The organism is Agathobaculum ammoniilyticum (genome assembly GCF_025567315.1).
Taxonomy (GTDB): Bacteria; Bacillota; Clostridia; order Oscillospirales; family Butyricicoccaceae; genus Agathobaculum; species Agathobaculum ammoniilyticum.
Window position 1 is genome coordinate 459,590 of record NZ_JAOQJE010000001.1, and the last position, 12,107, is coordinate 471,696.

The 12,107-nt window shown below is 61.4% G+C and carries 15 protein-coding genes; 5 read left to right on the forward strand and 10 right to left on the reverse strand.

All coding sequences use genetic code 11. From position 1 onward, the window contains the following. Window positions 1–172 precede the first annotated feature (172 nt). Entirely contained in the window at window positions 173–1,558 is a 1,386-nt protein-coding gene (locus OCV66_RS02290) for an alanine/glycine:cation symporter family protein (RefSeq protein ID WP_456236942.1), read from the forward strand. 34 nt (window positions 1,559–1,592) lie between these two features. Here OCV66_RS02290 and OCV66_RS02295 read toward each other — a convergent pair whose 3' ends face one another. The 4 genes from OCV66_RS02295 to pyk form a co-directional block, all read right to left on the reverse strand. After that, the gene (locus OCV66_RS02295) at window positions 1,593–2,255 is read right to left on the reverse strand and encodes a hypothetical protein (RefSeq protein WP_147573725.1); all 663 of its coding nucleotides are present in this window, start codon (window positions 2,253–2,255) and stop codon (window positions 1,593–1,595) included. 99 nt (window positions 2,256–2,354) lie between these two features. After that, complete coding sequence (locus OCV66_RS02300) at window positions 2,355–3,602, reverse strand: M16 family metallopeptidase (RefSeq protein WP_107631582.1); 1,248 nt, start codon at window positions 3,600–3,602, stop codon at window positions 2,355–2,357. Between the two features lie 84 nt (window positions 3,603–3,686). Beyond that, a complete protein-coding gene (locus OCV66_RS02305; RefSeq protein ID WP_054327031.1) occupies window positions 3,687–4,910 on the reverse strand; it encodes an LCP family protein in 1,224 nt (407 codons plus the stop codon). Window positions 4,911–4,917: 7 nt separating this feature from the next. Further along, entirely contained in the window at window positions 4,918–6,381 is a 1,464-nt protein-coding gene (pyk, locus tag OCV66_RS02310; RefSeq protein ID WP_054327030.1) for a pyruvate kinase, read from the reverse strand. A gap of 284 nt (window positions 6,382–6,665) precedes the next feature. Here pyk and OCV66_RS02315 point away from each other — a divergent pair, with 284 nt between their 5' ends. The 4 genes from OCV66_RS02315 (at window position 6,666) to OCV66_RS02330 (ending at window position 8,670) form a co-directional block, all read left to right on the forward strand. Beyond that, window positions 6,666–7,586: a sugar phosphate nucleotidyltransferase gene (locus tag OCV66_RS02315; RefSeq protein WP_107631583.1), complete on the forward strand. Its 921-nt coding sequence runs from the start codon at window positions 6,666–6,668 to the stop codon at window positions 7,584–7,586. A 17-nt stretch (window positions 7,587–7,603) separates the two neighbouring features. After that, entirely contained in the window at window positions 7,604–8,113 is a 510-nt protein-coding gene (locus OCV66_RS02320) for a hypothetical protein (protein ID WP_147573726.1), read from the forward strand. A 97-nt stretch (window positions 8,114–8,210) separates the two neighbouring features. After that, window positions 8,211–8,447 carry a preprotein translocase subunit SecG gene (secG, locus tag OCV66_RS02325; RefSeq protein WP_054327026.1) on the forward strand — a complete coding sequence of 79 codons (237 nt, stop codon included), beginning with the start codon at window positions 8,211–8,213 and terminating at the stop codon, window positions 8,445–8,447. A gap of 1 nt (window position 8,448) precedes the next feature. Beyond that, window positions 8,449–8,670, forward strand: a complete 222-nt coding sequence (locus tag OCV66_RS02330; RefSeq protein WP_054327025.1) for a hypothetical protein — start codon at window positions 8,449–8,451, stop codon at window positions 8,668–8,670. 33 nt (window positions 8,671–8,703) lie between these two features. On the opposite strand, the gene OCV66_RS15520 is transcribed toward OCV66_RS02330, so the two are convergent. From OCV66_RS15520 to OCV66_RS02365, 6 genes are all read right to left on the reverse strand, one after another. Next, the gene (locus OCV66_RS15520; protein ID WP_147573727.1) at window positions 8,704–9,561 is read right to left on the reverse strand and encodes a GIY-YIG nuclease family protein; all 858 of its coding nucleotides are present in this window, start codon (window positions 9,559–9,561) and stop codon (window positions 8,704–8,706) included. After that, on the reverse strand, window positions 9,558–9,974 hold the full coding sequence (locus tag OCV66_RS02345; RefSeq protein WP_054327024.1) for a hypothetical protein: 417 nt from the start codon (window positions 9,972–9,974) through the stop codon (window positions 9,558–9,560). Before OCV66_RS02345 ends, OCV66_RS15520 begins: the two co-directional genes overlap by 4 nt. Window positions 9,975–10,057: 83 nt before the next feature. Next, complete coding sequence (locus OCV66_RS02350) at window positions 10,058–10,387, reverse strand: hypothetical protein (RefSeq protein WP_147573728.1); 330 nt, start codon at window positions 10,385–10,387, stop codon at window positions 10,058–10,060. Between the two features lie 29 nt (window positions 10,388–10,416). Continuing rightward, complete coding sequence (locus OCV66_RS02355) at window positions 10,417–10,617, reverse strand: PspC domain-containing protein (protein ID WP_054327022.1); 201 nt, start codon at window positions 10,615–10,617, stop codon at window positions 10,417–10,419. A 46-nt stretch (window positions 10,618–10,663) separates the two neighbouring features. After that, a complete protein-coding gene (locus tag OCV66_RS02360) occupies window positions 10,664–11,752 on the reverse strand; it encodes a DUF4097 family beta strand repeat-containing protein (protein WP_054327021.1) in 1,089 nt (362 codons plus the stop codon). Next, on the reverse strand, window positions 11,749–12,107 hold a 359-nt coding region (locus OCV66_RS02365; protein WP_407933171.1), incomplete at its 5' end, for a hypothetical protein. The genes OCV66_RS02360 and OCV66_RS02365, both read right to left, overlap by 4 nt.

Genomic DNA, 12,107 nt, shown 5'->3' on the forward strand with positions numbered 1-12,107 from the left:
AACAGAACAAAATTTATGAACCGCTTTCCTCGTCGCCCGGCAGCTTACAGGAGAAAGGCTGCGCGGGGATTCTTGCCAATTCGTAAAAAATGCGATATAATACAAAGCATACTGCGGGGCTGCACGATTCCGTGCGTACGTGGCTTCGTGGAAGAGAAAAAGGGGAACGGCTGTGGAGAAATTTTCTAACCTTGTGTCGGCGGTAGACAATTGGATCTGGGGGCTGCCCATGATCGTCCTGCTGCTTGGCACACATCTGTTCATGACGGTGCGCACAGGCTTTATCCAACGCAAGACATTGACCGGCATCCGTCTGTCGCTGACGAAGGATCCGGATTCGCCGGGTGACGTGAGCCAATTCCAGGCGCTGACGACCGCGCTGGCCTCGACCATCGGCACGGGCAATATCGTGGGCGTGGGGACGGCGGTATTCCTCGGCGGGCCGGGCGCGGTGCTGTGGTGCTGGCTGACCGGTGTGTTTGGCATTGCGACCAAATACGCGGAAAGCCTGATTGCCGTCAAATACCGTGTGCAGACAAAGGATGGACGGATGCAGGGTGGCGCCATGTATGCGCTGGAGCGCGGCCTGCATATGAAGTGGCTGGGCGTGGTGTTCGCCGCGTTTGCCATGCTGGCCTCATTCGGCATCGGCTGCGGCACGCAGATCAACGCAATTTCCGAGATCATTCAGGGCAACAGCCCGATCTACATCCCGCCGCTGGCCATTGGTATCGTATTCGCGGCAATCACGGCGGTGGTCATCATCGGCGGCATCAAATCGATCGCGGTCGTGTGTGAAAGGCTGGTTCCACTTATGGCCGCGTTCTATGTGGTGGGCTGCGTTGTTATCCTGTGCATCAACTGGGATTTTATCCTGCCAGCGCTGCAGGCGATCTTTACGCTGGCGTTCCAGCCCGGCGCCGTGGCCGGCGGACTGACCGGCGGAGGCATCCGCCTGGCGATGCAGTACGGCGTGGCGCGCGGACTGTTCTCCAACGAATCCGGCATGGGCTCCGCGCCGCTGGTCGCCTCGGCCGCACAGACGCGCAATCCGGTGCGGCAGGCGCTGGTTTCCTCAACTGGCACGTTTTGGGACACGGTGGTGGTGTGTCTGATGACCGGCTTGGTGCTGGTAACGACTGTGATGAAAAACCCGGGCATCAACATGGACCAGTTTGCGGACGGCGGCCAGATGACAACGGCGGCGTTTTCCCAGATTCCGGTGCTTGGGCCGCTGATTCTGGTGGTTGGCATCATCACATTTGCCTATTCCACGATTCTGGGCTGGTCGTATTACGGCGAGCGCTGCTGTGAATACCTGTTTGGGGCCAAGGGCATGCTGCCCTATAAGCTGGCGTTCATCTTGGTCATCGTGATCGGGCCGGTGCTTTCCCTCGACCTTGCTTGGACGGTAGCGAACATTCTGAACGCGCTTATGGCGGTACCCAACCTGATTGCGGTATTGCTGCTGTCTGGCGTGATTGCGCGAGAGACCAGGCATTACCTGAACCATCTGGATGAAAAAGACGAAACCGAAATACCGGTCGTTGACCGGTAAAGAAAAAGCCGTCCGCACCTGCGGACGGCTTTTGTCATATCTGTGGGATCTGGTCGAAAAACGTAACGGTGTAGGCTTCGGTAAAGGCAGCGCTGCGGAACCGCTCAAGCTGCTCGGGATCGTTCTCCAGCGTCTCGCCCAGCGCAAACAGCGCCAGCGAGTCATCGTCCCGTATTGTGCGGATGAGCAGAGGGATTTCCTGGCCGTAAGTGATGGTAAGCGGTTCTGTCTGACTGCTTGCGCCGACTGCGGCGGATCCGGGCAGGCCCTCCGGAAGCTGGGGCGCCGGATGGCTGTAGCCAAGCCCGCCCTCCGCGCGGACATAAAACGTGTAGGCGCCGTCCTCCCCTAGGGTCAGGGAGAGACGCCCCGCGGCATCAAGCGGCGTTTCGTCAAAGGCGCCCGGGGAGAAAAAATCGTCCTTTTCCCATTCGAGCGCATCGTTTAACAGGTAACGTGAGAAAAAGATCGCGTGCAGGTTTCCGTCCGTCTGGTAGTCATACAGGGTGAATGAGGCGCTGCTCGGTACATCCACACCCGCGAGCCAAAGCAGTTCGGTTTCTTCTTCCGTCAGGCTGACCGGTGACAGGCGCATGCCAGCCCCAGCCCTGTCATCATCAGACGGTACCGAGCTGCAGCCGGAAAGCGGGCAGCACAGCAGGCAGGCGGCTGCCAATATGGATAAAAGTCTCCTCATTTTCATTCTCTCCCCACAAAACAACGCTTCCGTTTACTCTCTGTGTGTATAGTATACCAGAACAGGGGGGATGTCAAGAGACGGGGAGGAGGCTGGCCGTTACTGCAGCAGCGCGCGGTAGGTCTCCTGCTTTTCTGGCTGCCCGACCACGGCGAGCGAGGCCTGCGAAAAGTCGAACACACGGCGCGCGAGCGCAAGCAGGTCGTCGGCCGTGACCCGATCATAAGCGCCGAGCACCTGCTCGATCGCGGAAACCTCTCCGCGCAGCAGCTCGCTGCGGCCAATGGTCATCATGCGGGTGCCGGTGCTTTCCAGCCCCATGAGCAGGTTGGTCTTGACCTGCTCACGGCAGCGGGACAGCTCATCCGGCTCCGGACCGTTATCGCAGAATTCATGCAGCTCGCGCACGATCAGCGCAAGCGCTTTCTGCTCGGTTTCCGGACCGAGGCCGGTGTAGATCGAGAACAGGCCGGTATCCAGATGCGGGGTGGTGAAGGTATAGACCGAATAGCAGAGGCCGTTCTGCTCGCGCACGCTTTGGAACAGGCGGGAGGACATGCCGCCGCCCAAGATGGAGCTTAACAGGTTCATGGCGAAGCGCTCCTCGGACAGAAGCGAAACGCCGGGGAAGGACAGGCACAGGTGGTTCTGCTCGATCTCCTTTTCGCGCAGCACCAGGCTGGGCTGGTAAGCGGCGGGCGTGATCTGGTTGCGGCCCTCGCCCTCCATATGGGAGAATAACTCCGCGATGTAATCCAGGTCCTCCTCCGTGAAGTGGCCGGAAACGGATACCACGGTGTCCGCGGGGCGGTAATAGCGGCGCATGTAGTCGTGCATGGCTTCCGAGTTGATCGTCTGCAGCGTTTCGGCCGTGCCGAGGATGGGCCGGCCGAGCGCCGAGCCGGCGTAGCAGGCCTCAAATAGCTTGTCGATCGCCACGTCCTCCGGCGAGTCCTCGTACATATCGATCTCCTCCAGCACGACGCCCCGCTCCAGGTCGATATCCTCCTGCGCGAAGCGGGAGTGCATGAACATATCGGCCAGGATGGAAACGCCGGTCTGCAGGCGCTTGTCCAGCACCTTCATGTAGTAGCAGGTGCATTCCTTGTCTGTGAATGCGTTGGCCTGTCCGCCAAGCGCGTCGATCGCGATGGCGATATGCCGGGCGGAGCGCTTGTCCGTACCCTTGAAGATCATGTGCTCGATAAAGTGCGAGATGCCGCCGAGCGCGGCCGGCTCATAGCGGCTGCCGTTGCCGACCCAGATGCCGACGGACGCGGTGCGCACAGTGTCGATCCGCTCGGTAATCAGGCGCACGCCGTTGGGGAGAACACGTTTCACATACATAGCAGAGGTCTTCCTTTTTTCTCAGAATTCTGAAATAAGGGGGTATGATCGTGTGTCATACCCCCTTGCATCGATCATATTGACTTAATAATACACCCGTTTTCCGCTTTCGTCCAGATAATAGCGGTCTCCGTCGGAATCGTAATAATCGCCGGTTTCCTCGTCGTACCAGCCGCCCTCCTCCGCGAGGGAGGCTGGGTCCTCGGCGCTGCCGGACGAAAGCGAATCGTCCGTGGTCATGGGGCCGGTCGGCGGCTCATCAAAATCGATGCCGCCCATGGGGCCGGCACCGTCCGTGCCGGAACCGTTGCCTGCATCCGTGCCGTTGGCGGCGTGGGAGCCTGAGGTATCGCCGGGGAAAACGTCGTTATAAATATACTCGTGGATATGGTCCGCGGCGACATCCAGGTCGTACAGGATATATTCGCCGGACGAGCCGTAGTAGTTCCACTCCCCGTCCAGCGGGACGCGGGTGTGCTCCAGTGCAGGCATGCCGTTCCTGACCGCGCCGACGATGAGCGGCGCGATCTCGGTCGGGGAAAGCGAGGTCGTCACATAGGGCATCAACTTCTGCATCAGGCCGATCAACCTGCTGGCGCTCAGGGACTGGACCTTGTCAAACAGCGCGTTCAGCACGATTGACTGTCGCTCCACGCGCCCCCAGTCGTCGCCGGTTCCGCCCTTGCGGATACGCCCGTAGCACAGCGCCTGCACGCCGTCCAGCGTCTGCAGGCCGGCGCTTTGCACGCTCTGGAAGGTCTGCCCCTGTTCCAGGCCGTAATCACGGATGACGCGGTTCAGCTCGTCCAGCTCATAATCCTGCACGTCGATCTCAACGCCTTCCATCGCGTTGATGATCTCGACGAGCTGGTTGAAGTTGACCGCGATATAGTCCGTAATATCCGTGCCGAAGCTCTCGTTTATGGTGCGTATAGCAAGGCTCGGCCCGCCGTAGAAGTAGGCCTCATTGAGTTTGGTCTCGCCGTATCCGTCGATCGAGACAAGCGAATCGCGCATGAGCGAGATCAGCTTGATCTTGCCGCGCGTGTTGTCCACCGTGACGATCATCATGGTGTCCGAGCGGCAGTTCTCCTCCTCCGGACGGACGTCCAAGCCGAACAGGGCGATATTGGTGATGTTCTCGTCCGCCTTAACGCCGGCGGCGAGGTCCGCCTCAAACAGGGAGGAATCGCGGTTGTAGCCGAAAAACATCCGGTACAGGTACAGGCCCAGACAGGCCAAGATGGAAATGACCACAAGCACGGTGAGCACGCGCACGAGGCTGCGCTGGAAGCGTTTTACCGACATGGGAAGATCAGTCCTGGAAGCCGTGTGCGAGAAGCTCCTCCGTGAGCTGCAGCACACGCAGACTGTTGGTGTAGTTGACCTTGCCGATCGGCACACCGGCGGTGACCGTCATAATATCGCCGGCCTCGAGTCCGCAGGACGCGACCGCCGCCTTGGCGGAAAGCTCGAACAGCTCCGCGTCCGAGGACGGGCGGTTGGGGACGAGCACCGGCGTGACGCCCCAGGACATGGTCAGGCGGTGGTAGGTCTTTTCGGACGGGGTGGCGCCGATGATGGCCGCGCCCGGGCGGTAGGTCGATACGGCGCGCGCGCTCATGCCGGAGTCGGTGAAGGCGACGATGCACTTCGCGCCGAGGTCGTGCGTGGTCGAGCAGGTCGCGTGCGCGATGGCGTTGGTTTTGGGGTCGCCGCCGACGTTCATGTTCTGGAATTCCAAGCGGGTGGTGCGGCGGCGGTCGTAGTGGATGGTGCGCTCCGCGTTCTCCGCGATGCGGCTCATGGTGGCGACCGTCTCGACCGGATACTTGCCGACCGAAGTTTCGCCGGACAGCATGATGGCGCTGGTGCCGTCGTAAACGGCGTTGGCAACGTCGGAAACCTCGGCGCGGGTCGGGCGCGGGTTTTTGGCCATGGATTCGAGCATCTGGGTCGCGGTCACGACGCGCTTGCCGCGCGAGATACAGGTTTTGATGATGTTCTTCTGGATCTCGGGCAGCTCCTCGAACGGGACCTCAACGCCCAGGTCGCCGCGGGCGACCATGACGCCGTTGGCCTCGTCCAGGATCTCCTGGATGTTGTTGACGCCTTCCATATTCTCGATCTTGCAGATGATCTCGACATCCTCCTTACCGTGCGCCTTGAGGATGGCTTTGAGGTCGCGCACGTCCTGCGCGCTGCGGGTAAAGGAGGCGGCGATGAAATCAATGCCCTGGGTCAGGCCGAACTCGATATCCTCGCGGTCCTTGTCGGAGACGAACTTCATGTTCAGCTTGATGCCGGGTACGTTGATGGACTTGCGGTTGGACAGCGGGCCGCCGTTGAGCGCCTTGCACACAATGTCGGTGCCGTTTTTGATCTCCACCACGTCGAACGCCACCAAGCCGTCGTCGATCAGGATGCGGGTGCCGGGCTTGACGTCGTTCGGCAGGCCGTCATAGGTGATGGAAACGATCGTATTGTCGCCTTCGATATCGCGGGTGGTCAGGGTGAATTCCTGCCCCTCCACGATTTCGATTTTGCCGTCCTGGTATGTCTTGGTCCGGATCTCCGGCCCCTTGGTATCGAGCATGATGCCGACCGGCATGCCAAGCGCCGCGCGCGCGGCCTTTACGGCGTCCATGCGCGCCTTGTGCTCCTCGTGGGAGCCGTGGCTGAAGTTCATACGGGCAACGTTCATGCCCGCCTTAATCATTTCGGGCAGGACCGCGTCGGTCGCGGGGCCGAGCGTGCAAATAATCTTTGTTTTACGCATCGAAACAAAATCCTCTCTCTACAGATCGCGTTTTACACTCTGATATATTTTTAACGGCAATATTTTAACAGTTTTCCCCTGATTTTGCAATCGTCCGCAAGGCCTTTTGCGGATTTTCATGTTTTTCTACAAAAAACCCGAAGCGGTGTGCAAACATCTTGTGTTTTCTGATACGGTCTTGTATAATAATAAAGTATGCCAAAAGGATGGCAAATTAAACGCGGAAAAGCGGGACGATGCGGCGCGGGAAAGGGCCGTGCCTGTCAGAGAAGAGGGAGCAAGCGATGCAAAAACCGGTTTTGGTGATCATGGCCGCGGGCATGGGGTCGCGCTACGGCGGACTCAAGCAGATCGATCCGGTCGGCCCGGGCGGGCAGATCATTCTGGATTATTCGATTTACGACGCGCACCGTGTGGGCTTTGAACGGGTGGTGTTCATCATCCGGCCGGAGCTGCACGAGGCGTTTGAGCGCGCGATCGGACAAAAGGCGCGCCGTTTCATGCAGGTGGAGTATGCCTATCAGACGCTCGACCGCTTGCCCGCGGGGCTGGCGGCGCCGGCGGGCAGGGAAAAGCCGCTCGGCACGGCGCACGCGGTCTGGTGCGCGAAGGAGCTGGCCGGCGGCTGCCCGATCGCGGTCATTAACGCGGATGATTTTTATGGGGCGGACGCGTTTCGTCAGATTTATGCCTATCTCTCGTCGGCGGCGGACGACGAAAAATACCGCTACTGCATGGTCGGTTATCGGGTGGAGAATACGCTGACGGAAAACGGCACGGTCTCCCGCGGCGTCTGCACGGCGGACGGGGACGGGTTCCTGACCAGCATCGTCGAGCGCACCGCGATCGCGCGCGCCGCGGACGGTGCGATCGTCTATGCCGCGGACGGGGACGCGCCGGCCGGCGCCATTCCGGAGGGGACGCCGGTTTCCATGAACCTTTGGGGCTTTACCCCCTCGTTTCTGCCCGCGCTCGACCAGGGGCTGCGCCGCTTTTTTGCGGAAAAGCTGCCGCTCAACCCGATGAAAGGCGAATACTACCTGCCGTTTGCCGTGGACGAGCTGATCGAAGCGGGGCGCGCCTCGGCCAAGGTGCTGACGACGGACGCGCGCTGGTTCGGCGTGACCTATCGGGAGGATAAGCCGGTGGTCAGCGCCGCGATCGCGGATATGACAAGGCGGGGTGAATACCCGCCCGACCTGTGAGCGGAAGAAGGATGGATATGGATTTTTCAACCGAATTTGTTGCGTTCCGCGACAGACTGCAAGAAGGACAGGACGAGGCGTTCGTTTCGCGGCGGAACGTCGAGGTCGCGGGCCGCACGGCAGCGCTGCTGAGCAGCTTCAGCGTCAGCAGCGAGCGCAAGATCCTCGGCATTATGCCGACCGGCAGCACCACCCATGCGCATGAGTACCGGCTGCTGTTCGCCGCGCCCGATCTGGAGGAAGCGGCGCTGGACGGGTGGTGGACATACGCCGCGGAGGCCGAGGACGCGCTGGTGCAGGCGGACGCACAGCACAGCTTTTCCCTGGTTTCGCTGATACTGGTTACCGGTCCCGCCGATAAGGCGCTGCAGAAAAAAATTAAAAAGCTGTCCGCGGAGCGGCATTACGAGGGGGAGCAGGGCGGCTGGTCGACGATCCGGCTCGCGGTGGTGGACCTTGTCGGCCGCAAGGTGTATGCAAACGCGGCCGGAGACCCCTTGAAAGGCATTTTGAAGCCTTTTTTGTAAAAAAACACTTGAAAAACCGGCGTTCGTGTGATATAGTACCATGTACGCAAGTAAAACGCGCGGCACCGCGCGATAAAATAATGGAGGAATAAAAGCCATGACTACTGCACAAATCGCTCTTTCAATCGTAATGATTGTCGCCAGCCTGTTCCTGATTGTCGTTGTACTGCTCCAGAATGGCGCGCAGCAGGGCCTGGGTGCGATCTCCGGCGGCGCGGAAACGTTCTTCGGCTCCGGCAAGGCGACCGCGGCGGATAAGATCTTCGCGCGCCTGACCTCGGTTGTCGGCGTGATCTTCGTGATCGCGGCGCTCGTACTCAACCTGATCCACTGAGATGGAAACCGTGCAGCGTGTGCTGCTCGTCATGTTCGCCGCATTCGCGGGGCTGACGATCTTTCAGCAGCTTCGGTACGGCATGATCTGCGGCCGCACCGAACAGGCGGACAAGCAGGAGGATCCCAAGGCGAGGGCGTGCCGCCAGCGGGCGGTCGTGTATGCGGTCTGCGCCGCGGCCTGCTTGGGGTGCAATATTGTGCTTGGCGCAATGGGCAAATGAATGGAAAAAGGGCTGTCCGAGGGATAGCCCTTTTTATTTTGTGCTTTCGGGGGCGAGTAGCGTCTGCAGCGCGCTGCGGACACCCTTCCACTCCGCGTCGTGCAGGCAGCACAGGTTTTCGTGCGGGATGGTCAGGCGGCTCCCGTCCGCGCGCCGCCCCATGAGCGGCGCGGCGCCTTCATACGCGGCGGCGAAGACGTCCAGCGGGACAAAAGCCATGCCCACGACCTCGCTGCCCGGCGAGAAAGCCGGTATGCCGTCCAAACGGGTCAGGAAAGCGAACGCCAACTCATCGTCAAAGCCGCCGCTCTCGCCGCGCGGGTAGCGCTGGCGGTAGCTGCCGCCCGAAACCAGACTGTCGGGGGACAGGTCCAGCCCAATCTCCTCGCGCGCCTCGCGCAGAACGGCGGCTTCGGGCGTTTCGCCGGGGTCGATGTGTCCGGTCGAGGAGAGATCGTACCCGCCGGGATAGAGCGGGCGGTCAAACGCCCGCTGCTGCAGCCACAACCCGGGCGTGCCGTCCCACCGGCTGGCCGTCCACAGGTGGCAGACGTGATGGAACAACCCCTGTGCATGTACGACCGCGCGTGGCTGGTCGCCGCAGGGCCGTCCGTCGGCGTCGTAAATGGTGAGCAGCTCTCCGTCCGCCTGGCTCTGGATGAGCGCGAGCTTCTGCGGGCGCGGCAGCCGCTTGAGCGCCGCTTCGCGGCGCATGGCCTCCCCTTGCGTGCCGAACAGCTCGCTGTAGGCCAGGGTGACCGGCCCGCGGCCGCGCGTGTATTTCGCACCCCTTCCGCTGTTGTGCGCGGCGAGGCGGGCGGTCAGATCGTTGGTCCAGCCGCAGTACAGTGTGCCGTCCGCGCAGCGCAGGATATAGGTGTACGCCCTCATCGGTGCGAGCGGATGTCGCGCTGGGCGACGACCCGACAGCCCCGGGCTTCCAGCAGCGCGCGCACCTTGGCGCGGCTTTTTTCACTGCTTCCGCTGGCGGAAACGAGCAGCGCCTCCACCTCCGCGCCGCGCGGGAGCAGGCCGGCGATGCTGTTGAACGGCGGCGCGGGGAAGCCGCCCCAGACCGGCGCCATCAGGACGATGTGCCCGTAGCCGGTCAGGTCGGGCGCTTCCGACAGCGGCACGCTTTTCTGGCGCATGGCGGCGTGGCAGCCGCGGACAAGCGCGGAAAACGGGTTGTATTTTTTCTCCGGCACGGCTTCGAACAGGTCCGCGCCGCGCGCATTCGCTTCCGCACGGGCGAACGAGCGCGTCGCACCGCCGAGGGAGAAATAAACGACAGCGGTTTTCATGGAAAGATTTCCTCCTTTGCTTTGGGGACAAGGGAATATCGCGCAAAAAAGCAGCAGGCAGGGCTCGCCGGCTGCTTTTTGCGTTATTTACTGTTCTGGGATGCGTCCGTCCCGCGCTTTTTGTACACCATGCGGGAGATCAGGTAGCCGGCTGCGGCGCATACGATCACGCACATAGTGGAGTCCAACTGGACATCAAACAGGATGCCGGCAAAGCCGCACAGGAGAAAACCGAATGCGACGCCCAGCGCCGTGCCGCGGAAGCAGGTGCGCGGCATGCCGAATACGCGATCCTCGGCGGGGCTTTCTGGTTGCTCCGGCTCGCCGGTTTCCGCGGCTTCGGCGGGTGCGGCCGCCTGGTTTTCTTTGGCGGTGTTTTCCTCGTCCTGCAGGGGCTGCTGGTTTTCATTCATAAGGGGGACACATCCTCTCGTTGGTAGGCTTATTGAACCGCGCTTTGGGTCGGAATGATGATCGCTGCGATGATATAGGCAACTACGCCAGGAAACACGCCGAAGCAGCAAAGGAATACCCAGGCGAGGCGGATCAGTGTCGCATCGATCTGGAAATACTCCGCAATGCCTGCGCACACGCCGCACAGCATGCGGTCGGATTCGCTGCGGTACAGCTTTTTACCATTCATAGTAAAGACTCCTTTTCATCTATCATACGTTGTTTTGAGGGGTTCGTCAAGAGGGAAAGCTTGCGGTATGGCGCGTTGCAGAAACGTCTGATGGATCGGTGGCCAATTCGATATAGCCGCCCGCAACGTTCAGCCGGAGCATGGGGTCGCTGCCCTTTTGGAAAGCGCGATGCGCGCCGGCCATATCTCCGGCGATCTCCGTGCCGTTCAGATAGACCGAGCCTGCCGAAGCGACGGCCTGATAGCCGAAATGGTCGGAAACCGCGACGCCGGCATCCAGACTGCCTGTGCCGACCTCTGCTTCAATGACGGGGGCGGAGAGCAGATCGACAGAAGCAGTGCCGCTTTCAATGGTAAGGTCCAGGGTATCGTTTGCAGCCAGGCTTTCGCAGTCCAGATCGCCGCTTTCGACCTCGATATCCAGCTCCGCCGCGGAGAGCCGTTCCGCATAGACGCCCCCGCTTCCGATGGACAGGTCGAGCGCGCCGGATGCGAAAAGCTCGCCGCAGCTCAGCGTGCCGTCCGCCAGCTCGATATCGATTTCGCTGGCAGCGATGGAGCCGTTAAAATCCAGGCTGCAGCCCTGCGAATGGATGCCGACCGAGCGCAGCATGGCAAGCGCGGGGAGCGTGACCGTGACCTGTTCTCCCTCCCGACAGAACAGGGCCAGCGACCATGCTTCGCCGTCAAAATGGTCGGTCAGGACGGTGGCGCCGCCGGAGACGGTATAATCCGTTCCAGCTTTCACCAGGACGGAACCGCTATTTCCGTCAACCGACAGGTCAAGCTCCTGAAGGAGCGTGTCGGACTTTCCGTAAAAAACAGTATAGCCAGCGCGGCCGCTGGGATACAGGGAAGTGTCGGAATCCGGCCGGCCCTCCTCCGGCGCATTGTCGATATGGCCGCGCACCTCGTCCCGGATCTCGTCTAGCGCGCCATGGAAAAAGCCGGAATGACGGACGCCGTCCTCGTCCCACCACTCCCGCCAGTGCGGGATGTGCAGAGTCTCGCGCAGGGAGTGGAACGCGCCGCTGTAATAAGAACTGTACAGCTCGCCGCCTGCCGCCCAGCCGCCCGCGGCAAGCCCGCCGCCCAGCACGAACAGCGCGCAGCAGGCAAGGATCAGCTTTTTCATTGCACCCCACCTCCCTGATTACGGCTTCTCAGTTTATCGAACGGCCAACGCAGCAGCGCGACAAAGGCGCGGAACACTGGCGGCACAAACAGCGTACACAGCTTGATCGCCAACAGTGACACCAGCACGCCGAGCGCGAACAGCATCAGACCGCAGCCCAGCGTGACGAGCGCGTTCGCGGGTGCGCCCCAGAGGACAAAGGAAATGCCGCACAGCACGATGCCCGCGGCCAGCAGGCAGAGCGGGATCACCACCACGAACGCCAGCACGGACAGGAGTACGGCGGCCAGCACGCCCAGCACAGCGGCGCATACACCAATGAAAGCGCCGGCGAGCGGAACCCCAATGGGAATCG